Source organism: Paraburkholderia sp. A1RI-2L (assembly GCF_048957375.1).
Classification (GTDB): domain Bacteria; phylum Pseudomonadota; class Gammaproteobacteria; order Burkholderiales; family Burkholderiaceae; genus Paraburkholderia.
The window spans coordinates 109,753-133,731 of record NZ_JARBTA010000001.1; the positions used below are offsets into that span (position 1 = coordinate 109,753).

General features: G+C 59.4%; 20 protein-coding genes. 17 read left to right on the forward strand and 3 right to left on the reverse strand.

Annotated elements, in window-relative coordinates; all coding sequences use genetic code 11:
* Positions 1-28: 28 nt before the first annotated feature.
* Together murU and PWP93_RS00480 are read right to left on the reverse strand one after the other, a co-directional pair.
* Entirely contained in the window at positions 29-730 is a 702-nt protein-coding gene (gene murU / locus PWP93_RS00475; protein ID WP_421044965.1) for an N-acetylmuramate alpha-1-phosphate uridylyltransferase MurU, read from the reverse strand.
* Between the two features lie 84 nt (positions 731-814).
* On the reverse strand, positions 815-1,864 hold the full coding sequence (locus PWP93_RS00480; RefSeq protein WP_421043079.1) for an aminoglycoside phosphotransferase family protein: 1,050 nt from the start codon (positions 1,862-1,864) through the stop codon (positions 815-817).
* A gap of 295 nt (positions 1,865-2,159) precedes the next feature.
* Between PWP93_RS00480 and PWP93_RS00485 the strand changes: the two genes are divergently transcribed.
* The 4 genes from PWP93_RS00485 (at position 2,160) to rsmA (ending at position 7,934) form a co-directional block, all read left to right on the forward strand.
* Positions 2,160-4,547: an LPS-assembly protein LptD gene (locus PWP93_RS00485; protein ID WP_421043080.1), complete on the forward strand. Its 2,388-nt coding sequence runs from the start codon at positions 2,160-2,162 to the stop codon at positions 4,545-4,547.
* Positions 4,548-4,649: 102 nt separating this feature from the next.
* The gene (locus PWP93_RS00490) at positions 4,650-6,020 is read left to right on the forward strand and encodes a peptidylprolyl isomerase (protein WP_421043081.1); all 1,371 of its coding nucleotides are present in this window, start codon (positions 4,650-4,652) and stop codon (positions 6,018-6,020) included.
* Positions 6,021-6,043: 23 nt separating this feature from the next.
* Positions 6,044-7,066 carry a 4-hydroxythreonine-4-phosphate dehydrogenase PdxA gene (pdxA, locus tag PWP93_RS00495; protein WP_421043082.1) on the forward strand — a complete coding sequence of 341 codons (1,023 nt, stop codon included), beginning with the start codon at positions 6,044-6,046 and terminating at the stop codon, positions 7,064-7,066.
* A gap of 22 nt (positions 7,067-7,088) precedes the next feature.
* Positions 7,089-7,934, forward strand: a complete 846-nt coding sequence (gene rsmA, locus PWP93_RS00500; protein ID WP_421043083.1) for a 16S rRNA (adenine(1518)-N(6)/adenine(1519)-N(6))-dimethyltransferase RsmA — start codon at positions 7,089-7,091, stop codon at positions 7,932-7,934.
* Between the two features lie 34 nt (positions 7,935-7,968).
* Here rsmA and panE read toward each other — a convergent pair whose 3' ends face one another.
* Positions 7,969-8,922, reverse strand: coding sequence for a 2-dehydropantoate 2-reductase (panE, locus tag PWP93_RS00505; protein ID WP_421043084.1), 954 nt, complete (start codon positions 8,920-8,922; stop codon positions 7,969-7,971).
* Between the two features lie 197 nt (positions 8,923-9,119).
* Here panE and gloA point away from each other — a divergent pair, with 197 nt between their 5' ends.
* The 13 genes from gloA (at position 9,120) to PWP93_RS00570 (ending at position 23,978) form a co-directional block, all read left to right on the forward strand.
* On the forward strand, positions 9,120-9,503 hold the full coding sequence (gene gloA / locus PWP93_RS00510; RefSeq protein ID WP_421043085.1) for a lactoylglutathione lyase: 384 nt from the start codon (positions 9,120-9,122) through the stop codon (positions 9,501-9,503).
* Between the two features lie 737 nt (positions 9,504-10,240).
* Positions 10,241-11,650, forward strand: a complete 1,410-nt coding sequence (locus tag PWP93_RS00515; protein ID WP_421043086.1) for an undecaprenyl-phosphate glucose phosphotransferase — start codon at positions 10,241-10,243, stop codon at positions 11,648-11,650.
* 191 nt (positions 11,651-11,841) lie between these two features.
* Positions 11,842-12,909 (forward strand): polysaccharide biosynthesis/export family protein, encoded by a 1,068-nt coding sequence (locus PWP93_RS00520; protein ID WP_421044966.1) that lies wholly within the window; start codon positions 11,842-11,844, stop codon positions 12,907-12,909.
* Positions 12,906-13,346, forward strand: a complete 441-nt coding sequence (locus PWP93_RS00525; protein WP_421043087.1) for a low molecular weight protein-tyrosine-phosphatase — start codon at positions 12,906-12,908, stop codon at positions 13,344-13,346. The genes PWP93_RS00520 and PWP93_RS00525 overlap by 4 nt, the downstream gene beginning before the upstream one ends.
* Positions 13,347-13,349: 3 nt before the next feature.
* The gene (locus PWP93_RS00530; RefSeq protein ID WP_421043088.1) at positions 13,350-15,566 is read left to right on the forward strand and encodes a polysaccharide biosynthesis tyrosine autokinase; all 2,217 of its coding nucleotides are present in this window, start codon (positions 13,350-13,352) and stop codon (positions 15,564-15,566) included.
* 48 nt (positions 15,567-15,614) lie between these two features.
* Positions 15,615-16,766, forward strand: a complete 1,152-nt coding sequence (gene wecB, locus PWP93_RS00535) for a non-hydrolyzing UDP-N-acetylglucosamine 2-epimerase (RefSeq protein ID WP_421043089.1) — start codon at positions 15,615-15,617, stop codon at positions 16,764-16,766.
* Positions 16,767-16,795: 29 nt separating this feature from the next.
* On the forward strand, positions 16,796-18,040 hold the full coding sequence (gene wecC, locus PWP93_RS00540) for a UDP-N-acetyl-D-mannosamine dehydrogenase (protein WP_421044967.1): 1,245 nt from the start codon (positions 16,796-16,798) through the stop codon (positions 18,038-18,040).
* A gap of 110 nt (positions 18,041-18,150) precedes the next feature.
* Complete coding sequence (locus tag PWP93_RS00545; RefSeq protein ID WP_421043090.1) at positions 18,151-19,365, forward strand: hypothetical protein; 1,215 nt, start codon at positions 18,151-18,153, stop codon at positions 19,363-19,365.
* A gap of 311 nt (positions 19,366-19,676) precedes the next feature.
* Positions 19,677-20,480 (forward strand): glycosyltransferase family 4 protein, encoded by an 804-nt coding sequence (locus tag PWP93_RS00550; RefSeq protein ID WP_421043091.1) that lies wholly within the window; start codon positions 19,677-19,679, stop codon positions 20,478-20,480.
* A gap of 28 nt (positions 20,481-20,508) precedes the next feature.
* Positions 20,509-21,351: a heparin lyase I family protein gene (locus PWP93_RS00555; protein WP_421043092.1), complete on the forward strand. Its 843-nt coding sequence runs from the start codon at positions 20,509-20,511 to the stop codon at positions 21,349-21,351.
* Between the two features lie 93 nt (positions 21,352-21,444).
* Positions 21,445-22,137 (forward strand): WecB/TagA/CpsF family glycosyltransferase, encoded by a 693-nt coding sequence (locus PWP93_RS00560; protein WP_421043093.1) that lies wholly within the window; start codon positions 21,445-21,447, stop codon positions 22,135-22,137.
* A gap of 32 nt (positions 22,138-22,169) precedes the next feature.
* Entirely contained in the window at positions 22,170-23,492 is a 1,323-nt protein-coding gene (locus PWP93_RS00565; protein ID WP_421043094.1) for a hypothetical protein, read from the forward strand.
* 42 nt (positions 23,493-23,534) lie between these two features.
* Positions 23,535-23,978, forward strand: a complete 444-nt coding sequence (locus PWP93_RS00570) for a serine O-acetyltransferase (RefSeq protein ID WP_421043095.1) — start codon at positions 23,535-23,537, stop codon at positions 23,976-23,978.
* Position 23,979: the final 1 nt, after the last annotated feature.

Consider the following 23,979-nt stretch of genomic DNA (forward strand, 5'->3'; position numbering starts at 1 on the left):
ACCGGGCGCTGGGCGCTTCAGCCGTGCATCACCCGCGCTGCGGCGCGCGCAACGCGGCGTCGAGCGCCGCGAGCTGCGCGGGCGTGCCTACGTTCTCCCAGAGCCCCTCGAAGAGTTCGCCGCTCGCGCGCCGCGCCGCGATGGCCTCGCGGTAGTACGGCGTGAGCGCGCGCTTTTGCCCGCGCGGCAGCGCGCGGAACATGCGCGTGTCGTAGAGACCGATATTACCGAAGGTGTAGCGCGGTGCGCCGTCGAGTGCGAGCAGGCCGTCGGCGCCCAGCGCGAAGTCGCCGGCCGGATGAAACGGCGGGTTGGGCACCATCACCAGATGCATGCCCGGCTCGGACTGCATCGAGAGCGCCTCGGCGCGTGCTCTCAGCAAGCCGAAGTCGTAATCGCTGTGGACGTCGCCGCTCACGGCGAGAAACACGGCCGGCTCGCCGGCGCGCTCCAGCAGCGGCAGCGCCTGCGCGATGCCGCCGGCGGTTTCCAGCGCATCGGTCTCGGCGGAGTAGAGCAACTGCACGCCGAAGCGCGCGCCATCGCCGAGCGCGGCCTCGATGCGCGCACCGAGCCACGCGTGATTGATGACGATGCGCGTATAGCCCGCCGCGGCGAGCCGCTCGATCTGCCAGACGATGAGCGGTTTGCCGCCGGCTTCGAGCAGCGGCTTGGGGCAGGTATCGGTGAGCGGGCGCATGCGCTCGCCGCGCCCGGCGGCGAAGATCATCGCCGTGCGCTCCGCCGTGTCCCTTGCAGTGGCACGCGTCATGAATTCGACCTTGTTGTGGGTGAGTGTGGTGAGCCGGCGCGATCAGAACGTGTAACCGACGTTGGCGCTCGTGCCCTGCAGCTCGTCGATGAGCCGCGCGAACGGCGCCAGCGGCCGATAGCGGTGCGCGACCTTGCCCGCGTAGTCGAGAAAGCGCGGCAGGTCGGCCATATAGTGCGGCTTGGCATCCCGGTAGTTGATGCGGCAGAACAGGCCCAGCACCTTGATGTGGCGTTGCAGGCCCATCCATTCGAGCTGGCGGTAGAACTCGCCGAAGTCTGCATCCACGGGCAGCCCCGCCTTCTTCGCGCGCTCCCAGTAGTACGCGAAGCAATCGAGCTCGAACTCCTCGTCCCAGCTCAGGAACGCGTCGCGCAACAGCGAGGCGATGTCGTACGTAATCGGTCCGTACACGGCGTCCTGGAAGTCCAGCACGCCGGGGTTGGGCGTCGCGATCATGAGATTGCGCGGCATGAAATCACGCAGCATGAAGACTCGCGGCTGGGCGAGCGCGCTCGCGCTCAGCAGCGCGAAGGTGCGATCGAGCATGCTGCGCGTGCCCTCGTCGATCTTGCGGCCCAGGTGGCGCTCCAGATACCACTCGGGCATGAGCTCCATCTCGCGGTGCAGGAACGCATCGTCGAACGGCGGCAGCACGCCCTCGCGCGAGGCGAGCTGGACGCGGATCAGCGCGTCGATGGCGTCGCGCATGAGCGCACGCGCTTGCGGGCCGGGGCCGGCTTCGGTGAGCGCCTTGAGGTAGGGCGCCGTGCCGAGGTCGGTCACGAGCATGAGGCCGGCGTCGAGATCGACTTCCAGCACGCGCGGCACGTGCACGCCGGCTGCTTCGAGCAACTGGGCGATCTGCACGAATTCGCGGCATTTTTCCGGCGGCGGCGCGTCGACAGCGATCAGCGTGGCGCCGTGCGCGCCGGCGCTCGCGAGCCGGAAGTAGCGCCGAAAGCTCGCGTCGGCGGAGGCCGGGGCGAACGTGGCGAGGTCGAGTGCGTATTTTTCTGCGTGACCGGCGAGCCAGGCGGCGAGCAGGTCGCGGCGGGCATCGGCCGGGGTAGGCGGGGCAGTGAGGGTCATGAAAACCGGAGGCAGAATCAGTGGATCAACGTCTTGCCATATAATACCCCACGACTTTTTTGACGCGACTCGCGCCAACGCCTGCATGACGGTTCGCTCACCACATTTATCGTCAGTCCATCATCCGATGAATTGTAAATATTTGTGCGTGCAGTTGCCTTGGGTTGCCTTGATAGTTGCTTTGACCGTCGCCCCCAACCGGATTCTCGCCCGGGCCGGGGTTCATCCGTCAATGCACTGGCGCCAGGGCCGTGATGGGCGGGCAGGCTGACGGGCCGATACGCCAAAACCATACATGCCGCCCAGACAGTATTTCCAGACGATCTCCAAAAGTGACGACGGCGTGCCGGGCAAGCGGCGGCTCATCGCGGCGCTCGTGGCCATGCCGGGTCTCATGCCCGCGCTGGCGCACGCCCAGCTTGCGGGTGACGCTGCGCAGCCCCAGCGGCTGGACGACGCGTGGAGCCTGCGCCTTTCCCCGCAGCTCGAGGACCAGCCAAAAGCGCCGGGCCAGCGCCCGGCCACGTTCGTGCTCGGCGAATCGACCACCGGCACGTCGGGCACCGACTTCGCCGTCAAGGGCGCGGCCGAGTTGCGCCAGGGCACCAACGTCGTCAAGGGCGACGCGCTGCACTACGACCAGGACACCGACATGGCCGACGCTTACGGCAATGTCGTGGTCTCGCAGAGCGGCACCACCTTCGCCGGCCCCGAAGCGCACCTGAAGGTCGAGGCGAACGAAGGCTTCATGCCCGCGCCGAAGTACCATTTCTCGGCCACAGGCGGCTCGGGCAGCGCCGAGCGTGCGGACCTGCTCGACAGCGAGCGCTCGGTGCTCACCAACGGCACCTACACGGCCTGCCAGTGCTCGTCGGATCCGGCCTGGTACATCAAGGGCACCGAATTCGACTTCGACACGGGCGCCGACGAAGGCGTCGCGCACAACGGCGTGCTGTTCTTCCAGAACGTGCCGATCCTCGCGAGCCCGTGGTTCACGTTTCCGCTTTCGGGCGAACGCCGCAGCGGCCTCTTGCCGCCGACGTTCTCCATCAGCTCGACGAACGGTCTCGAGCTGTCGATGCCGTATTACTTCAACATCGCGCCGAACCGCGACTTCACGTTCACGCCCGAGATCATCTCGAAACGCGGCGTGTTCCTGGAGGGCAACTACCGGTATCTGTCGACGAACTACTCGGGCTCGATTACCGGCACGTTCCTGCCTAACGACGCGATCACGAAGACCAACCGCTATGCGCTGTTCATCCAGCACAACCAGAACTTCGGCAACGGGTTCGGCGGCTACATCTACTACAACAAGGTTTCGGACAACACCTATCCGGAAGACCTGGCGTCGCCCGCCAATCAGTTCCTGAACGGCACGCAGACGCTGTATCAGCAGGAAGCCGGCCTGACGTACAACAACGGGCCGTGGTCCGTGCTCGGCCGCTACCAGCACTGGCAGACGCTGTCACCGTCAGTCGCGCCGTACGGCCGCGAGCCCGAGCTCAACGTGAAGTACGCGAAGTACAACGTGGGCGGCTTCGACTACGGCATGGAAGCCGACTACTCGCGCTTCCGCATCACCACGGCCGATGCGACCGAAGGCGACCGCGTCGTCTTCAATCCGTACCTGTCGTACTCGCTGATGGGGCCCGGTTACTTCGTCACGCCGAAGGTGCAATGGCACTTCGCCGACTACAACCTGAGCAACATCGGCACTGGCTCGCCCGCGGGCACGCCCAAGAGCTTCACCGAATCGATCCCGACCTTCAGCTTCGACACGGGGCTTGTGTTCGACCGCTCGGTGCAACTGTTCGGCCAGGACTATATCCAGACCCTGGAGCCGCGCCTGTACTACGTGTACACGCCGTACCGCAACCAGGACTTCGCGCCCCTTTTTGATACCGCCGAGGCCGACTTCGGCCTCGCGGAGATCTTCACGCCCAACACCTTCGTCGGTAACGACCGCATCGCCGACGCGAACCGCCTCACGGCGGCGCTGACCACGCGCTTCATCGACGCGGCCACGGGCGACGAGCGCGCGCGTTTCGTGATCGCGCAGCAGTACTATTTCACCGACCAGCGCGTCACGCTGCTGCCGCCCGTCGCGGGTGAACCGGCCCCAACTTCGGGATCGGCGCATTCCGACCTGATTGCGGGGATGTCGCTAAAGATCGGGGGCGGTTTCGCTTCGGAAACGGCGTTCCAATATAATGCCGACGCGGGCCAGTTGACCAAGGCGAGCGTCGGCTTCGGCTATAGCCCGGGGCCGAGCCGCGTGCTGAACGTCGCATATCGCTACACGCGCGAGAACAACAGCACGCTCGACAATCAGCCGATCAACCAGATCCTGATTTCGGCCCAATGGCCGTTCTCGCATCGGGTGTACGCTGTGGGCCGCTTCAACTACGATTTGAACGGCCACAAGATCGTCGACGGCCTGGTCGGCATGCAGTACGACGCGGATTGCTGGGCGCTCGGCGTTGGCGTGCAGCGCTATGCGAACGGGATCAACACCACGGGCGGCAACAATTCGTCCACGCGTTTTCTCGCGCAGCTCACGCTCAAGGGGCTGTCGAACGTGGACAACGGACTCGTTTCGGCGTTCAAGGCCAGCGTGCCGGGCTACACGCAGCCGCCGGGGCAGTTGCCGCTGCCGTCGCGCTTCACGGATTACCAATAACGCGTGAACCAGGGCATGCGGCCGCAGGGCCGGGCGTTCGGATACAGCGCGAGGTCGGTTGCATAGAGACGGGCGAAGCTGCCCGCCAACTTTGGAGTATCAGTGGGAATCATGAAAAAGCTTCGCCTGGCAGCGCTTGCTGCGAGCATCTTCGCTGTCGCAGGACTGTTGCCGGCCGCGCCGGCGTTCGCACAGGGGCTGGCGCCCGCCGGCGGCCGCACCGCCGACACGATCGCGGCGGTCGTCAACGACGGTGTGATCACGCAGCGCGAGCTCGACAACCGCGTTGGCCTCATCACGCGCCGCCTGAACCAGCAGAACGCGCCGGTCCCGCCCATGGACCAGTTGCAGGCGCAGGTGCTCAACCAGATGGTGCTCGAGCGCATCCAGCTGCAAAAGGCCAAGGAAGACGGCATTGCGGTCGATGACGCCGCCGTGCAGCGCACGCTCGCGCGTCTGGCCCAGGCCAACGGCATGGACCTCGCCACCTACCGCACGCGCATCGAGGCGGCCGGGGTGCCGTGGGCGACGTTCATGGGCGACGCGCGCACCGAGCTCACGCTCTCGAAGCTGCGCGAGAAGGAAGTGGACAGCAAGATCTCGGTCACCGACGCCGAAGTCGCGAACTACATCGCGAGCCAGCGCGGGCCGAACGCGGGCCAGCAAAACGACCTGCACTTCGAGCACATCTTCATCAAGGCGCCGCTGAACGCGTCGCAGACCGACATCGAGGCCGCGCAGAAGAAGGCCGACGATCTGCTCAAGCAGGCCCAGTCGGGCAGCAAGTTCTCGAGCCTCGCGAAGTCCAATTCGCAGGCGGCCGACGCCAGCAAGGGCGGCGACATGGGCTACCTGCCGCCCGCGAAGCTGCCGCCCGAACTGGTGACGGCAGCGTCCACGCTGCGTCCGGGCGAGGTGAATCCCTCGGTGATCCGCACCAACGACGGCTTTGAAATCGTTCGCCTCGTCGAGCGTCGCCAGGGGCAGGGCACGAGCGCCTCGGCGCCGCAACTCGTGCAAACGCACGTGCGCCATATCCTGCTGCGCGTGGGCGACGGCACGTCCGAGCCGCAGGCGCGCCAGAAGCTGCTGGAAATCAAGAAGGAAGTGCAGGCGGGCGGCGATTTCGCGAAGTTCGCGCACACGTACTCGCAGGACGGCTCGGCCTCGCAGGGCGGCGACCTCGGCTGGATCAGCCCGGGCGAAACCGTGCCCGAGTTCGAGCGCGCCATGAACACGCTCCAGGACGGCCAGATCAGCGAACCGGTGCGCACCGAATACGGCTACCACCTGATCCAGGTGCTGGGCCGCCGCGAGGCCGAAGGCTCCGTCGCGCAGCAGATGGATCTCGCGCGCCAGGCCATCGGCCAGCGCAAGGCGGAGCAGGCCTACGCCGACTGGCTGCGCCAGTTGCGTGACACTGCCTACGTCGACTACAAGATCGGCGGCCTGACTCCGCCGCAGCAACACTGACCCGTCTTCGAAGGAATCGCGCCGTGAATGCTCCCGCCTCATCGTCTTCAGCGCCGCGGGGGCCGCGGCCGGTTCGCATCGCCATCACCACCGGCGAGCCGGCCGGCGTGGGCCCCGAGCTCACGGCCGCCGCGCTCGCGGGCGCCTCGGCGCACTGGCCCGGCGCGCAATTCGTCGTGCTCGGCGACCCGAACCTCATGCAAGCGCGCGCGACGGCGGCCGGCGTCGACTGGGCCGCCGTGCTGGCGGGCCAGCACGTGAGCGTCGAGCCCGTTGCGCTCGCCGCGCCGGCGAAAGCCGGCAAGCTCGACGCCGCCAACGGCCCGTACGTGCTGGCGCTGCTCGACCGCGCCATCGACGGCGCCATGGCGGGCGAGTTCGACGCCATCGTGACCGCGCCGCTGCAAAAGAGCACGATCAACGACGCCGGCGTGCCGTTTACCGGCCATACCGAATACCTGGCCGAACGCACAAAGACGCCGCGCGTCGTCATGATGCTCGCGGGCACCGGCGCGCGGCCCTTGCGCGTCGCGCTCGCCACCACGCATCTGCCGCTCAAGGACGTGCCGGCGGCGCTGACGATCGACGGGCTGCTCGACACGCTACGCATCGTCGACCACGACTTGCGCCATCACTTCGGCGTAGCCACGCCGCGCATCCTCGTGACGGGACTGAATCCGCATGCGGGTGAAAACGGCTACCTTGGGCGCGAGGAAATCGACGTCATTGCGCCGGCGCTCGCACAAGCCACGGTCGCGGGCATCGATGCGCGTGGCCCGTATCCCGCCGATACCCTGTTCCAGCCGCGCTACCTCAACGAGGCCGACTGCGTCCTGGCCATGTTTCATGACCAGGGCCTGCCGGTCCTGAAATACGCAACGTTCGGCGAAGGCATCAATGTGACGCTGGGCCTGCCGATCGTGCGCACGTCCGTCGATCATGGCACCGCACTCGACCTCGCCGGCACCGGCCGCGCGGATGCGGGCAGCCTGATCGCCGCCATCGACACCGCCGTTTCGATGGCCCGCCACCGGCGCGCCATCTGATTGACCCATTGATCTGACCAGGATGTCCAATAGCAGCAGACAGCACCAGGGCCACTTCGCGCGCAAGCGCTTCGGCCAGAACTTCCTCGTCGACACGGGCGTGATCGACTCGATCGTCGACGTCATCCGCCCGCAGCGCGGCGAACGCATGGTCGAAATCGGGCCAGGCCTCGGCGCGCTCACCGAGCCGCTGATCGAGCGCCTTGCTACGCCCGAAGCGCCGCTGCACGCGGTCGAGCTCGACCGCGACCTGATCGCGCGCCTCACCAAGAAATTCGGGCCGCTGCTCGAACTGCACGCGGGCGATGCGCTCGCGTTCGATTTCGGCTCGCTCGCGGCGCCGGGCGAGAAGCCCACGCTGCGCATCGTCGGCAACCTGCCGTACAACATTTCGAGCCCGCTGCTGTTCCATCTCGCGACTTTCGCGGAGCGTGTGATCGACCAGCACTTCATGCTGCAGAACGAAGTGGTCGAGCGTATGGTGGCCGAGCCCGGCAGCAAGGCGTTCAGCCGGCTCACGGTGATGCTTCAGTATCGCTACGTGATCGACAAGCTGCTCGACGTGCCACCCGAGTCGTTCCAGCCGCCGCCGAAAGTGGATTCGGCGATCGTGCGCATGATTCCGTATGCGCCGCACGAACTGCCGCGCGTGGACGAGGCGATTCTCGGCGAGCTCGTGACGGCGGCGTTCTCGCAGCGGCGCAAGATGCTGCGCAATACGCTTGGCGACTACCGCGAGCGGGTGGACTTCGAAGCGCTCGGCTTCGACCTCGCGCGTCGTGCGGAAGACGTGCCGGTGGAGGAGTATGTGCGCGTAGCCCAGGCGGTCGAGGCCGCCCGGGCACCGGGCGACGCGCCGGCCGCGTAAGCGTGCGAGGGCGGCGCCGTGCCCTTCGGAGGTCTCAGCCCGCTTCGGCGCGTTGCGCCTCGTACGCCTTGAGCTGGCTATAGACGATCCGCAGCACCGACAGCTCGCTCGATGCGCGTTGCGCTGCGCTACCGCGACGGATCAGATCGCCGAGAATATGATCGGCTTCGATGCGCGAACCGTTCTGCACGTCGCGCAGCATCGAGGCCGTGAGCGTCGAGCCCGTAGCGAACAGCATGGCGCGCGAGCGCTCGAGGAAGCTCTCACGCACGGCGTGCCCGTGTTCGGCGGCTACGGCGCGGCATTCGGCGAAAAGACGTTCGATGGTGGCCGCACCGTCCGGCGTCGCGACGATGACACCCACAGGCGCGCGAAACAGACAGGTACTGCCCGCGAGCGTCGCGAGGAACACCCACTTTTCCCACATTTCCTGCAGGATGTTCGCGCTGGCTTTCACGTTGAAGCCAGCGTTGCCGAAAGTGCCGGCAATGGCCTCGACGCGCGGCGAGGCGCCATTGCCGAGCTCGCCGAACGAGATGGCCTGTGCATCGTTCAGGTGCACGATCTCGCGCTTGTCATTGAGGGTGGAGGCGATCAGACAAACCCCGCCGAGTACCGCCTGCGTGCCGAAGCGCGCCTGCAACCGCTCCAGATGGCCCATTCCGTTGAGCAACGGCAGGATGACGGTGTGGGGCCCGACGGCCGCCGCGAACGAGTCGATGGCGTTGTCGAGATCGTAGGCCTTGCAGCTCAGCAGCACCAAATCGAATGGCTGAGTGTCCGGCGACTCGAGCGCCTCGCGTGTCACCGTTTTGGGATCGCGCAGCGTGAGATCGCCGGCATGCGGACTGCGGATCACGAGGCCGTCCTTGCGCAACTGCGCAGCGCGCGCGTCGCGCACCAGAAACGTCACATCGCGCCCCGCGGCGGCGAGTCGTCCGCCGAAATAACCGCCTGTCGCGCCTGCACCCACCACCAGAATCCGCATGTCGGCTCCTTTGCCTCACTTGTTGTCGGCGACGCTGGCCAGGGCGCATCGCACCCTGGCGGCTTCGAGATGGCGTCCATGCTAGAGCAAATCGGTGCGGCCGGCGAGGCGCGGCCGGCGAGGTGTGGCCGGCGTCGGCAGCGCCGACGGGATTTTGGTACAGTCGCGTTTTTGACGATGGCAAAACGGAGTACACGATGCGCCTTCTGCACACAATGATCCGGGTTGGCGACCTGGACCGCTCGATCAAGTTCTATACCGAATTGCTCGGCATGAAACTGCTGCGCCGCGACGACTATCCCGAAGGCAAGTTCACGCTCGCGTTCGTCGGCTACACCGACGAGCGCGATGGTACGGTGATCGAGCTTACGCATAACTGGGATACGCCCTCGTATGACCTGGGCACGGGCTTTGGCCATCTGGCAGTGGAGGTGGCCGATGCCTACGCCGCCTGCGAGAAGATCAAGGCGCAGGGTGGCACCGTAGTGCGCGAGGCCGGGCCGATGAAACACGGGACGACGGTGATCGCATTCGTCACGGATCCGGACGGATACAAGATCGAGTTTATCCAGAAGAAGTAAAACGATTTCGCACGGTGGCGTCAGGTTATTCTGACGTCACTACCTTATTTGTCGAGATAAGTTGTAAATCGGTGAGGCGCTTTCAATAAAAAGGGAAATAAAGCGCGATTTAAACAAATTTAAAAATCCCCTCGTGGATTGAATGAAGATTCGGATGTTATTCGGCCAACACATCCGACTGACACACTCTGCATCGCTAAAATTCCGACGCATTTTTCGCATTTCATCCAGACGGATACAAGTCGATACATTTACTTTGTAATCCTAATTTGAAGATGGCGGACTTTTGTGCATAACCCAATTGGGTTGAATGTGAGACGTATTTCAAGACTTCTTCATGGCATCCGGGCGTTACTTCGCAAGGCCAATTCGGAGCATTCCTATATACGAGAATAGCTCGGCAGACGAGACTCTGTCCCTCGGATATTAACTAACTACAAAACAGTTCTGGGAAGTATATCGCGCGCGAAGCCGGCGGAGACGCCGTCTTGGGCAGCTTGCAGGAATCAGGCTGCTCTCGACGCGTTAGCGCCCAGGATTTTCTGAGAGCGATTCAAAAAATGCAGGCTTTCCTTCAACCAGGCAGTCCTATGTTCTACGCATGTTCGGGTGCGCTATGTGGCTGGAATCTTATCGAATGATCCGTCTGCTTCTGGCCGCCAATCGGCAGCACCCGGCCTTCCAGGCAGCCGCGCAGGCGCTATCGCGCGAGAACACGAATATCCGAAGGAAATGCGATGAACTTGCCCATTCAAACCGAGGCTGGAGCACCGTCCTCCCACAGCAGCCTTTGGGCTCGCCTGCTTGACATGCTCGTTATCGCAGCTGGGGCGCACATCACAATGTCCGGCAAAGGCATGCCGGGGCACGCCGGCTATGACAGCGCTCTCGTTGCATTCACGCTGCTGGCCGCATTGCTGGTGTTTCCCGTCTTCGGGCTGTACCGCACCGCGCGCGCGCACCTGTTCTGGCGCTGCGTTTGCGTGCCCGGCATCGTATGGCTCTTCACGCTCGCAGGCGCCACGTTGATCGCCTCCATGATGCACCGGCCGTACCATCCGGCACTCGCGTGGTTCTCCGAGTGGGCACTCGTCTCCGGTCTTGGGCTCATCGCGTGCCGGCTGCTGGATTCCGCGTTCAGCTTGCACCGCGCGGATCAGGCGGCGAGCTATCGCAGCGTCGCGATCGTCGGCAGCGGCATGCACTGCCGCCAGTTGCTGCACAAGGTCGATACGACGCCCGATTCGATTTATCACGTCGCCACGCTGTTCGACTCCGGCCCGGATCTTGGCGAGTCGCCCGGCAACGTACCGGCGTTTCGCGACCGCGAAGGCTTCGCGTCGTATGTGCGTCGCTACGGCATCGACGAGCTTTGGCTTGCGCTACCGCTTTCTGAAGAAAAAACCATTCTCGAGTTCACCGAGCTCTTCCGCAACGATCTGGTCAACATCCGCTTTATTCCCGACGTCAGCGGTCTCGCGCTATTTGAAGGTGAGATGGTGAATCTGGGCGGTACGCCGGCGATCAATCTCGTTGGCTCGCCGATCTCGGCGGAGGCGCTCGCGCAAAAGGAAGTTTTCGACCGCCTGTTCGCCTGCTTCGTATTGCTTGCGATCTCGCCGCTCCTGCTCGCCATTGCTATTGCCGTGAAGCTGACCTCACGCGGCCCGGTGCTTTTCACGCAGCGGCGCAAGGGCGCCAACGGCAAGGTCTTCAACATCTACAAATTCCGCAGCATGCGCTTGCACGCCCAGGCCCACGGTGTAGTCGAGCAGGCGAAGCGCGGCGACCCGCGCATCACGCGCGTGGGCGCATTCCTGCGTCGCACGAGCCTCGACGAGCTGCCGCAGTTCTTCAACGTGCTGCGCGGCGAGATGTCCGTCGTCGGTCCGAGGCCGCACGCCATCGAGCACGACACGCTCTATCAGGACATCGTGGACAACTATATCCATCGCTATCGCATCAAGCCGGGCATCACGGGCTGGGCGCAAGTGAACGGATTTCGCGGCGAAACCGATCGCATCGAAAAGATGCAAGGCCGCGTCGAACACGATCTGTATTACCTCAGCAACTGGTCCTTCTGGCTCGACATGAAAATCGTCCTGGCGACGATCTTCAAGGGACTGGTTCATCGCAATGCTTATTGATTGGCTGGAACGCTGAAGTGCTGAAACGATTGAAAAAACCGTCGATTCCCGGGCACCGTGGCATGTGCCGCGCTAGAACCATTCACGTCTCTCATGTGAGCGTTGCCGTCGCGATGTGTTCGGTGCTGGCCGCGTGCGGGGTGGCGCCGGGAATGCGCATGGAAACAACCTTTATGCCGACGGTGAATTCCATGCCGGCCGACGCTTCGTCAACTATCGCAGATGGCGGCACGAAGTCGACACAGGTGGCCAACGCCACCGGCGCGACCCCCGAGATCGCCATCACCGAGTTGGACGTGGCGCTCGTGCGGCGTATTCAGGAGGAGCGCCGCGCGAAGCAGCAGGCCCAGGTCAAGCTGCTTTCCGCCGTGCCGCAGCCGTATAGCATCGGCCCGGGCGACGTGCTGCAGATCGTGGTGTGGGATCACCCGGAAATTGCTGCCGCCACGGGGTCGGGCCAGGCGCAGGCATCCACGCGGCCCGGCGACCCATCTTCGGGCTTCGTGGTGGATCAGACCGGCGATCTGACGTTTCCCTATGCGGGAACGATGCGCGTTGCCGGGTTGCGTACCGAGGAGGTCCAACGTCGCTTGACGGCCGCGCTCGGCCGCTACTTCGTCAAGCCGCAGGTGACGGTGCGCATGGCGTCCTATCGCGCCCATGAGGTGTACGTCGACGGCGAAGTGCGCAGTCCGGGCGTGGTCGCAGTGAATGACGTCCCGATGTCGTTGTACGAAGCCGTTTCGCGTGCTGGCGGCTTTGCCGATACCGCTGATCAGAGCGATCTCGTGCTCGTGCGCGGCGGCACTTCGCACCGTATCAATCTGACGCAAATGCTGGCGGGTGGCGTGAGCCCGTCGAAGCTCTATCTTCAGCCTGGCGATCTGCTGCGCGTGATCGCACGCGACGAAAACGACGTCTACGTCATGGGCGAAGTCAACAAGCCGATCTCGGCCATTCCGCGCCGCACGGGGCGCATCACGCTGGCGGATGCCATTGCACAGGCGGGCAGCGTTAATTCGTCGACAGCCGATGCCGCACAGATGTTCGTGATTCGCGGGTCGCTCAGTGGCACGCCCGAGGTCTTCCACCTCGACGGACGCTCGCCAGTGGCCATGCTCGTCGCCAAGGAGTTCGACCTGCAGCCCAAGGACGTCGTGTACGTCGACGGCAACGGCCTTGTCCGCTTCAATCGCGTGTTGACGCTGCTGATCCCGGCCATTAACGCGGGCTTGACTGCAGGGTTGGTGGCGAAATGATCGATCGCGTTCTGGTGGTTTGCGAAGGCAACATCTGCCGCAGTCCGTTGGCCTGCGCCATGCTCGCGCAGGCGCTGCCTGATATCGGCTTTAGTTCAGCCGGCACACATGCGCTGGTTGGAGAGGGGGCGGACCCGCTCGTCCTCGAAATGGCCCGCGAGCGCGGCGTGCAGCTAGAGAAGCACGTCGCCACGGCGCTCACCGACGAACAGGTGCGCGCGGCCGACCTCATTCTGACGATGACAAAAGTGCAGCGCGAGCAGATTGAGCAAGCGTGGCCGTATGCGCGAGGCAAGGTCTACAGGCTCAACGAGAACGATGGCGTCGATGTCGTCGACCCGTATCAGCGCCATCGTGTTGCATTCGAACTCGCATTCGCGCAGATCGAGCACGGCGTCGCGCATTGGAGTGACGTACTGGCAGGACTGGCGCACTGAATCATGACCCTTCTTAAGCAAAACCATCCGGCTGAACAGGCGGATGACGACGAAATCGATCTTTCCGAAGTCTTCAATGTTCTTCGCGAAGGTTGGCAGCAGATCGTAATCGTGGCGGTATGCGTGCTGCTCCTCGGCACGACATATGCCTTTCTCGGGGCGCCGGTTTATCGCGCGGATGCCGTCATTCAGGTCGATGACGATTCGGGGACCGGGTCGATCAATGACAAGCTCGGCGATCTGGCATCGCTGTTCCAGAACAAGGCGACCGCGGACGCGGAAATCGAACTGATCCGCTCGCGCATGGTCGTGGGCGAGACGGTGAACAGGCTGCATCTGGATGTGAGTGCGAAGCCGCATTATTTCCCGCTGATTGGTGGGGCGATTGCGCGCCGATCGCAGGGCGAAGGCGGCTCCGATCTCGCGAAGCCGGTACTCGGCTTGGGTAGCTATGCATGGGGTGGAGAACGCATCAGTGTTTCGCAGTTCGAAGTACCTGCGGTGCTGTATGAAAAGGCGTTCAGACTGCGCTCACTCGACGCCGAGCGTTACGAGCTCATGGATCCGGACGGCAGCGTGGTGGTGCGTGCGCGCGTGGGGGACGCGGTAAGCGGCATGGTTGCCGAGGGGCCCGTGCGGCTGACCGTGGCCTCGCTAGTGGCGAGACCGGGGACGAACTTCGATCTCAGGCGTTATTCGACCCAACAGACAGTCGAGGAACTGCAAAAGAAACTGGACCTTGCCGAGAAAACGAAGCAGTCGGGCATTATTGGCGTCAAGCTCGATGGCGAGGACGCGCAGCGCATCACCGCAACGATCAACATGATCGCGAGCCTGTACGTGCAGCGCAACGTCGACCGCAAATCGGCACAAGCGGAGCAGATGCTCACCTTCCTTGGCGACCAGTTGCCAAAGTTGCGTGCTGACCTCGATCAGTCAGAGGCGCGCTACAACGCATTTCGAGCGAAGACAGGTGCGATTGACTTCGACGCTCAAGGCAAGCTCCTGCTGCAAGCTGTCGTCGACGCGAAGTCCCGCTTGACCGAAATGCAGCAGCAACGCGCCGAACTGGTTCAGCGATACACACCCTCGCATCCCGCAGTAGCGGCAGTCGATGCACGCATCGCCGAACTGGATCAACTGCAGGATCAATACGAGCACCAGGTGAGCGGTTTGCCGCAGACGCAGCAAGAAGCACTGCGCCTCATGCGCGACGTGAAGGTGAATACAGACCTCTACATGAAGCTGCTCGACAGCACACAGCAATTGCGCGTGTTGAAGGCGGGGCAGCTCGGTAACGTGCGCACGGTCGACTTCGCCGTCGTGCCGGAAAGGCCGGTGCGCCCCAAGAAGCTCCTCGTGATTCCGCTTGCGGCCTTGCTGGGTCTGCTGCTTGGCTGCGTTGTAGCGCTGGGGCGTCGCATGTTCAATCGTGGCCTGGAAAGCCCTGCGGAGATCGAGCACGCCGTGGAGGTGCCTGTCTACGCGATCATCTCGCATAGCGACAAGCAACTTGCGCTCGAGCAGTCGGTGCGCCGCAATCCGTCCAAGCTAGGCGTGCTGGCGGCGGCCTTCCCGGATGACGTCGCGGTTGAAGGGCTCCGCAGCCTGCGCACGGCGCTGCAGTTCGGCGTGCTCAAGCCCGAGAACAACATCGTCATGATCACGGGCCCGAGGCCCGGTGTGGGCAAGTCGTTCGTCTCCGTGAATCTGGCGACGGTGCTGGCTTCGACAGGCAAGCGCATCTTGCTGATCGACGCCGATATGCGGCGCGGCGACGTGCATTCCTATTTCTCGATCAATGGCAAGCCGGGTCTTTCAGAGGTGCTGACTGGGCGCGAGGCCGCCGAGGTCATTCATCGCCAGGTGCTGCCTAACCTTGACGTCATGATGGCGGGTGCAATACCAGACCGGCCTTCGGAACTCCTGCTGCGCGAGCGCTTTGCGACAGTACTCAAGGCGCTTGCCGCAGCCTACGACATGGTGATCGTGGATTCGCCGCCTGTGCTTGCAGTGACCGATCCGGTGTTGATCGGCAAGGCGGCGGGCGCGACGCTCATGGTGGTGCGCCATGGCCGGCATTCGGCTGCGGAATTGAGGGAGACGACTCGTCACCTCGCCAGCGCGGGCGTTGCAGTGGACGGCGTGTTGCTGACCGATGTGCCGCAGCGCGGGGCGGCTTACGGCGCGTATTCGGATTATCGGAAGAAGGCCGACTAACGCAAGAAGCCCAGCCTTCCTGGGGGCTGCTTATGCGAGATCATGACAATGAAACAAAAAGTACTACTAACGTTCGGAACGCGGCCAGAAGCAATCAAAATGGCACCCCTCGTGCAACGTCTGCGGAGCGATCCGCATTTCGATTGCAAGGTGTGCGTGACTGGCCAGCATCGCGAAATGCTCGACCAGGTTCTTGCCCTTTTCGACATCGAACCGGATTTCGACTTGAATGTCATGAAGCCCGGCCAGGACCTCTATGGCGTGACGACTTCGATTCTTTCCGGCATGAGCGGTGTGTTGGAACGCGTCCAGCCGGACATCGTGCTCGTGCATGGCGATACCACCACGACCATGGCGGCGACGCTTGCGGCGTTCTACAGACGTATTCCTGTCGGACACGTCGAGGCAGGTTTGCGCACCGGCAATTTGCTTTCTCCATGGCCGGAAGAGGCGAATCGCAAATTGACAGGTGCGCTTGCGACGCTCCATTTCGCACCTACGGCACGGGCTCGGCAGAACCTTCTGTGGGAAGGGGTGGATGACGCATCGATCACGGTGACAGGCAATACCGTGATCGATGCACTTCTGCATGTGCGTGGGCGTCTCGCTAACGACGCAGATTTGCGCGCGGAAGCTCAGAGGAGCCTGCCTGCGCTGCAGGAGGCAGGCAGGCGTTTGGTGCTGGTCACAGGGCACCGCCGCGAGAGCTTTGGTGATGGCTTCGAGCGCATCTGTACCGCGCTTTCGCAGTTGGCTTACGCGTATCCCGATGTCGACATTGTTTATCCCGTGCATCTGAATCCGAGCGTGCGCGAGCCGGTGAATCGCTTGCTCACGGGCATTGCCAACGTCCACTTGATCGAACCACTCGACTATTTACCATTCGTGAGCCTGATGGACCGCTCGCATTTGATTCTGACCGACTCGGGGGGCATTCAGGAGGAGGCGCCTTCGTTGCACAAGCCAGTGCTCGTGATGCGCGATACGACTGAACGTCAGGAGGCGATCGACGCTGGCGTCGTAGAGCTTGTTGGCACCGGAGTGCGGGCGATTGTCGAGGGTGTTTCGCGACTGCTCGATGACCGCTCAGCGTACGTGGCGATGAGCCGAGGCGACAACCCGTATGGAGATGGGCTGGCATGCGGCCGTATTGCGGAAGCATTGAAGGCCAATTGGAGTACCGCGCCGCGCGCGGCGTGAAGGCAACGACTAATCAAGACACCAACATCATGAACTTCGAAACGATTTCGGTTGTAGGGCTAGGCTACATTGGCTTGCCGACGGCAGCAGCATTTGCCGCCAGGCGTAAGAAAGTGATTGGCGTCGATGTGAATCAACATGCGGTCGACACTATCAATCGCGGCGCAATTCATATTGTTGAGCCTGAACTCGACATGCTCGTGCATGCTGCGGTGACGCAAGGATACTTGCGCGCGACTACGATGCCGGAGCCTGCCGACGCATTTCTTATCGCCGTTCCTACGCCGTTCTCGGACGACCATAAGCCTGATCTGTCTTATATCGAGGCCGCGAGCCGAGCGGTTGCTCCCATATTGAAGAAGGGAGACCTGATTGTGCTCGAGTCGACCTCGCCTGTCGGGGCGACCGCAAAGATTGCCGAGTGGATGGCTGAAATGCGTCCGGATCTGACCTTCCCGCAACAGGCAGGGGAGGCGTCGGACGTGCGTGTTGCGCATTGCCCGGAACGTGTTTTGCCAGGTCATGTGATTCGAGAACTGGTTGAGAACGACCGCGTGATTGGCGGCATGACGAGCCGATGCAGCGAAGCTGCGCGAGAACTCTATCAAGTGTTCGTGCGTGGCGAATGCATCGTTACCGATGCGCGAACGGCTGAGATGTGCAAGCTCACCGAGAATTCGTTCCGCGACGTGAATATTGCGTTTGCGAATGAACTTTCTCTGATATGCGACCGACTGGACATCAACGTGTGGGAGCTTATCAAACTGGCGAATCGCCATCCGCGCGTGAACATTCTGCAGCCCGGACCGGGCGTGGGCGGCCATTGCATTGCGGTTGATCCGTGGTTCATCGTCGACTCGGCGCCCGAACAGGCGCGCCTCATTCGTGCCGCCCGAAACGTGAACGACGACAAGCCACATTGGGTGGTCGAGCGCGTCGAGAACGCGGCGAATCGGTTTCGCGAGCCGGTTATCGCGTGTCTGGGACTTGCATTCAAGGCAAATATCGATGATCTGCGCGAAAGTCCTGCGGTGGAAATTGCAAAAGAACTTGGCGGGCGTTTTCCCGGGCAGGTGATGGCGGTCGAGCCGAACATCCGCGAATTGCCAGAGGGACTCGAAGGCGTGCTGCAGCGTTGCGATTTGCGGACGGCTTTGGCCGAGGCGGACGTGATCGTGATTCTCGTGGATCACGTGCAGTTCAAGCAGGTCGACCCGATTCGCCTGCAGGCGAAGGTGGTGATTGATACGCGTGGAGTGTTGGCGCGTGCCTGAGGTCGTGCCCGCCGTCGGCAAACACAATGTAGCAGGCCCATTTGAGACTGGGGACGATTTGCACCATGTGCCGCAGGTGAAGATCGTCTCCGGGCGTAATTGAATCGACGATGAACTACGGACGACTAATCGGAAAAGCAGAGGCGATCATCGCGACCGGTATGCCGGGACTTTATCGTGTCTTGGCGTTCGTAGGGATTCAAAAGGTCTATTCTCTGAGCGATCTTGGGCGCGCGGCATCGGCGTTTTCCGTAGCGCAGATGCTGGCGTTTTTTACCGCAATTGGCTGGGCTACGTTGATTCTGGCTCGTGTGCCAGCGGCGAATGGCAGAGAAGAACGGGTTCAGCGGTTCTATGAATTGCTGCGAATGGCATCCGTATCGCTACTGATATGTGGAATAGGTGTCGCTCTATGGTCGTATTTCTTCAAACCGGAAATCTCCGGATTGGAGATCATGGTAATCATGCTGGGATGGACGTTCTATCAAGTGACACGGCACTATTTTCTCTCAATGAGGGAGTACCGTCGCGTTATTGCCTACGACGTCTTTCTTCTCATTGTGACTGCCGGCTGCGTGGTCGCTTTTCATCGCTTGGGAATGAGTGCGGGATTACCTCTGGGCGCCGCGTTAGCTGTGACCGGGGCAATGATGCTGCTGAACGTCGGGTTGCCAGAGCGATTCCCCTGGTTGGGAAAGTTCGAATTGAAGGGGATTGAATTCGGCTTCACGAATTTCCTTTCCGGTGGAGTCGCGCTTAGTCTCGTACCGATTGCGAACTATACCGACGGCGCCCGATTCGCAGGTGTGATATCACTATTTGCGTCCATCAGCGCCATCAGCGGATTGATTCCTCGCGCAATCTCGATGTATCGGCTCCCCGACCTAAGCAAGTACGTGAGCGTGGGAAAGTCGTTAGCGCAGATCACTGTGCAAACTAACCGCGAGATTATGAAAGCTTGCGGTGGAGCATTCTTGGTGAATGCATTCATTGTGCTCGGGTTCGGGGTCTTTGTTGGGGCGCACGAGGGGCTCTGGTACGCAATGATCTGCAGCCTTGCGATTTGCTTGCAAAGCTCTCTTAGCATGCTAAGCACTGCGTTTAGTAATGTGCTGATGGTTCGTGAAGAAAGCCGCAAGTCGATGTCCGTCAATCTTGTCACCTGCAGTCTGTTTGTCGTGGCGCTGAGTATTTTTTATGCGTTTTTTGGCGGACTTAATTTTGCGTTTGTACTGGTTGTATGTATTTTCGTGACAGGCTTACGCAACATCATTCTCCGAAAATTCAGCATGCCGTTACTTGAGCCTGCGGTTCGGGCAGGCTGATTGGACATGGAGCTTGCGCAGGTAATGAAAATGACAATACGGGTCTTGTGATGACATTATGCAATGTAGTCCTGTCCACTGAACCGCGGGGAGGAAAGGGGGGGGTTGCCACGGTTATTCCTATGCACCTTGAGGCATTGGGCCTGTTGGGCAGGACCGAGTTCATTTCAACCCACAATGGCCGGAGCATATGCGGAAAATTTGGTCCTTGGATCTGCTCTTTCTTCCGATGTGCTGGATTGATTCTGAGAGAGGGGCGGTCACCGCTTATTTTTCATCTGCATCCGGGGTCAGGATTCTGCATCATCAGAATGCTTGTTCTCGCCATGTTTTTGCGCGGCGTAGCAAGACAACACGTCATTGTCTATTTGCATACGCCCTATCTTGAGGGGTATCTCGAACGCACAATGTGGCGTTCGATTTTCGGAGCGCTGATTGGACTATCCAGCGGGGTCATTGTACTGACGTCGTACGCGCGTGCCTTGCTGGATAAATACGACCTAGCCGCCAAGGCGAATGTGGTGCCGAATCCTTATCGGGTTTGCGCACACTATCCCGAGCGTACCGGAAGCGCTAATGGTGAGATTACGGTTTTGACGATGGGGCGACTTGTTGAGGGTAAAGGTATTGCCGAAACGGTTCGTGCGATGTCAAACCTTCCTGATCACTTTCGCCTCGTGGTGGCTGGCGATGGAGAATTAGCGGAGGAAATCAAGGCAGACGTCGAGAAATACAAACTGGGCTCACGGGTAACATTGGTGGGGTGGGTCGCCGATCAAGACAAAATTAACCTTCTATCGGAATGCAGTGTCTTCTGTCTGCCGAGCAAAGTTGATTCATTCGGAATGAGCTTCGTGGAAGCTCAATGCTATGACTTGCCCATCGTCGCGTTTCGCCATCCGCCTGTAATGGAGGTTATTCGCCACGGAGGAGCGATCTATGTCGACGAACTTGGTGAGAAAAATCTTGCCTCGGCTATTCTGGAAGCGAATTGCCTGAATTCGAAAATCGTCCGGGGAAGCGGCGCGAGATGGATCGACGAGTCGTTCGGAATAGAAAATATATCACGCATATTGAGGCGGGTTGTTGATGGAGTGGCGGTGAAGAGCTGTTAACCAACGCAAAATATATATATTTTTATAAATGAGATCTGAATTTAATAGATTATGGCTTTTTGCCATTCTTCCTGTGATGATTCCAGGTGTCGTGCTCGCAGATAATATGGATATGTCGGGATTTGACGTTTTGTTTTCGTCCGCATGGAAACACGGGGTCGACAGAAACATCCAATATCAAATGCCGGACAAGGACTCTATCCAGGTTGTGGATTTTGGGGATCCCGTGATGCCATATGCTCTCAAGGTGAAAATTTCACGCGATGAGAACTATGGACATGTGGCTAATGGGACGCCTCGGGCAGAAATCTCATTTGGGGAGTATATAAAATTCCACCGAAATAACGAGTATGTTGTGAAGTGGCAGACTTATATTCCATCGAATTATAAATTTGATAAAAAACAACCTGAAGTCATTACGCAGATTCATCAGGGAGCTCAAATTCATTGGGGATATCCAACGCTCGCACTCTTCTTTTCGACAGACGCAGGATATGGCGTGCGTAGCAGAACGGGGAAATCTGTGGATTCCGTTGGGAAAATATTTGGAAATTTGGAGGCAGACAGGGGGCGAGTTGTTGATTGGACTCTGCGCTATATCCCCGATGATATGGGAGAGAAAGCTGTTACTGAGCTATTCAAAGATGGGGAGCGTGTTTTTCAGACTCTCGGTGTCCCTAACGCATATCCGGGTGACGATGCGGCATATTTAAAAGTTGGCCTGTATAAAGCCGGATGGAAAACAAAGCCTACTGATGTTGACGTGAGAACGTTGTATTACGGGCGTATTTCTATATTTCAAAAAAATAATTTCACTTTGACGGACGATGTACTCACTGATGTGAGAGTACGAGAAGGGCACGGGAAATGATGAACCCTATCGTAGCGAGCTCTGAACAATATAAATTGGTGTGATGCTATGAAGCGAATACATGTGTTTGGTTGTCCCATGGATTCTTCTACGATGGGAGAGACCGTCGACTGGATTGCAGACAGAGTGGAGCGAGGTATTTTTACACAGCATGTTGTAGTGAATGTTGCAAAACTCGTGCATATGCAATCAAATCCCGATCTTGCATCCTCTGTCAAGGGTTGTGACATTATCAATATTGACGGGATGGGTGTGGTTTGGGGCGCAAGGTTGCTTGGGAATTCCGTTTCTGAACGGGTTGCGGGAGTTGATCTTTTTTATAAGCTTGTTGAGATGGCAAGTGAACGGCGACTTCCACTCTATTTGCTTGGCGCTACCGATGCTATTGTCGAGAAAACCGCCGATATTTTGAGTAAAAAATACCCTGGTATTAAAATCGCTGGATTTGGCAACGGCTATTTCTGGGATGATGAAGAAAGTCAGGTCAAGAAGATTCGGGATTCTGGCGCACGGCTACTTTTTGTTGCCATTACGTCTCCAAAAAAGGAGATATTCATCGAGCGATGGAAGGAGCAGCTAGGTGTTGATTTTGTCATGGGCGTTGGCGGCACATTTGACGTTGTCGCAGGGAAGGTGCGACGCGCTCCAAAATGGATGCAGCGAAGCGGGTTGGAGTGGTTTTATCGGGTAATTCAGGAGCCGCGACGTATGTGGAAGCGATATTTGGTAACTAATGCGCAGTTCGTTTATATGCTTGGAAAGGCATATCTACAACCGCGCCAGTAATGGCCGTGCAAGCTGTGGGTGTATGAATAAATTTGCAGGAGCAATTTAATTTTACATGGTTCATGGCGACGGGTGCTGCACATATTTTTGAATGCGATAATGAGAAGTTGGGGAACAGAATGCCTCGCGCGAGAATTTCTTTAATCAAAAATTTGGGCAACGACAGTAAGTTAAGCCAATCTGCTGAAACCGGGTTGAAGCGCGTCAACCCCTTTATGCTGTTCCTCGGGATCTACGTTGCTTACAATATTGTCGGGTTAATAAATACGCCGTGGACGATTAGAGGTGCGTATGACAAAGGTCTGTGTTGGCAATTGTTTATAACAGGATTGAGCGGCTTCCTGTTAGCGCTTTTGTTTTGCAGGCGAGGAGGAAGGAAAGTCGTATCGTCAGTATCAAGGCAGAGGACGTCCAGACAATTGACGGTATTCTTTTTCTCGATTTTCGTTGTCTGTCTTGCATTGACTATCTTAATGAGCGGTGGAATCCCTCTTTTTATGGGGGAGGATCGATTTGGAAATTCTGCGTTAGCTTTCAATTTGATTCAGTTTTATGGGTTCTGGATTCTTGTCAGAATGATATCTGCCATGGAGTGTAATAAGAGGATTGGCCTAATTCAGCCAATCGTATATGTAATTGGCGTTCTTTGTTTTGGATATAGAACCCCCGTCCTAGTCTTTTTTTTGGTGATTTTTGTCTATCAAATTGTTTTTAGAATGCCAAGAGGGAGGGCTTTATTGTTCGGACTTGTCTCTATTTTTGTGATAATTGGGTTTGCGGCAATATTTGCCGCGTATCGTGTTTCCCAAAGCTATGACTTGATCACATTTTTCGGAAATATCGATTTTCGGTATATGAGTGATCACAGGTATTTGTGGCCTTTCGTTCCTGCGCTGGCAATGTTGGATTTCAGTCAGAGCACTGTCAGTTCTATAGGCAGTGCGTTACATCAATATATGTACGGTGGCCTCTTTCTCAGCAACTATGAGACCTTTTTGCCAGGAAAACACTGGGGGGCTCGTAATATAATTGGGGACATTACGTCGGCTCGATGGGTGTCCGGCAGGCCAATGAGTATCACGCCCACGCTGCAAGGTGCACTTTATGTTGATTTTGGATATATCGGTGTTTTTGCCGGGTTTTTCATAATTTCTGCTGGTATTGGGATTTTATGGAGGAGAGCGAAGAGGTGGGGGGCATTAGGTAAATTTGGATTTTGTTACATCTTTGCGCTTTCTATCATGTCTATCCACAATGGATATTGGGATGCGGGGTTTGTTTTCTTTTTGATATTCGTTGGAATAATTCTGGGTTTTGATTTTATTAGATTGAGAATTGCCGGTATCGAGAGATGAGAGGATGATTTTGGGGGGCGGTTATTTTGAGAATTTGATGATTTGGATAAGTTAATTGGCGAGGGGCAGATGCTATATATTTACAGGATTTCACGTTTTTTTTACTTGATTTATATTCCTTTATTGCCGTGGATTTTCAAGGTGATCAATAGGATTCTCTTTTCCGTATCTATTCCTCCATCAGTTAAGGTCGGGAAGAATGTGATTTTCGGTTATCAAGGTTTGGGTATCGTAGTGCATCGTCACGCAATAATCGGTGACAACGTCGTCATTTCGCCGAATGTAGTCATTGGTGGACGGAGTGGAAAGGCTGGCGCTCCGTTTATTGAGGACGATGTACTGATTGGGGCCGGTGCTTCTGTTCTGGGACCAATTCGTATCGGACGGGGAGCAAAAATAGGGGCGAACGCCGTTGTGCTGGCAGATGTACCGGCGAATTCAATTGCCGTGGGCGTTCCGGCGAGAATTTGCAATCGCCACGATTGAC

Excerpts from the sequence above, each read along its gene's own strand:
- murU (WP_421044965.1), bottom strand. The coding sequence starts at position 730 with ATGATCTTCGCCGCCGGGCGCGGCGAGCGCATGCGCCCGCTCACCGAT.
- PWP93_RS00480 (WP_421043079.1), bottom strand. The coding sequence starts at position 1,864 with ATGACCCTCACTGCCCCGCCTACCCCGGCCGATGCCCGCCGCGACCTG.
- PWP93_RS00485 (WP_421043080.1), top strand. The coding sequence starts at position 2,160 with ATGCCGCCCAGACAGTATTTCCAGACGATCTCCAAAAGTGACGACGGC.
- rsmA (WP_421043083.1), top strand. The coding sequence starts at position 7,089 with ATGTCCAATAGCAGCAGACAGCACCAGGGCCACTTCGCGCGCAAGCGC.
- panE (WP_421043084.1), bottom strand. The coding sequence starts at position 8,922 with ATGCGGATTCTGGTGGTGGGTGCAGGCGCGACAGGCGGTTATTTCGGC.
- gloA (WP_421043085.1), top strand. The coding sequence starts at position 9,120 with ATGCGCCTTCTGCACACAATGATCCGGGTTGGCGACCTGGACCGCTCG.
- PWP93_RS00515 (WP_421043086.1), top strand. The coding sequence starts at position 10,241 with ATGAACTTGCCCATTCAAACCGAGGCTGGAGCACCGTCCTCCCACAGC.
- PWP93_RS00520 (WP_421044966.1), top strand. The coding sequence starts at position 11,842 with ATGCCGGCCGACGCTTCGTCAACTATCGCAGATGGCGGCACGAAGTCG.
- PWP93_RS00525 (WP_421043087.1), top strand. The coding sequence starts at position 12,906 with ATGATCGATCGCGTTCTGGTGGTTTGCGAAGGCAACATCTGCCGCAGT.
- PWP93_RS00530 (WP_421043088.1), top strand. The coding sequence starts at position 13,350 with ATGACCCTTCTTAAGCAAAACCATCCGGCTGAACAGGCGGATGACGAC.
- wecB (WP_421043089.1), top strand. The coding sequence starts at position 15,615 with ATGAAACAAAAAGTACTACTAACGTTCGGAACGCGGCCAGAAGCAATC.
- wecC (WP_421044967.1), top strand. The coding sequence starts at position 16,796 with ATGAACTTCGAAACGATTTCGGTTGTAGGGCTAGGCTACATTGGCTTG.
- PWP93_RS00545 (WP_421043090.1), top strand. The coding sequence starts at position 18,151 with ATGAACTACGGACGACTAATCGGAAAAGCAGAGGCGATCATCGCGACC.
- PWP93_RS00550 (WP_421043091.1), top strand. The coding sequence starts at position 19,677 with ATGCTTGTTCTCGCCATGTTTTTGCGCGGCGTAGCAAGACAACACGTC.
- PWP93_RS00555 (WP_421043092.1), top strand. The coding sequence starts at position 20,509 with ATGAGATCTGAATTTAATAGATTATGGCTTTTTGCCATTCTTCCTGTG.
- PWP93_RS00560 (WP_421043093.1), top strand. The coding sequence starts at position 21,445 with ATGGGAGAGACCGTCGACTGGATTGCAGACAGAGTGGAGCGAGGTATT.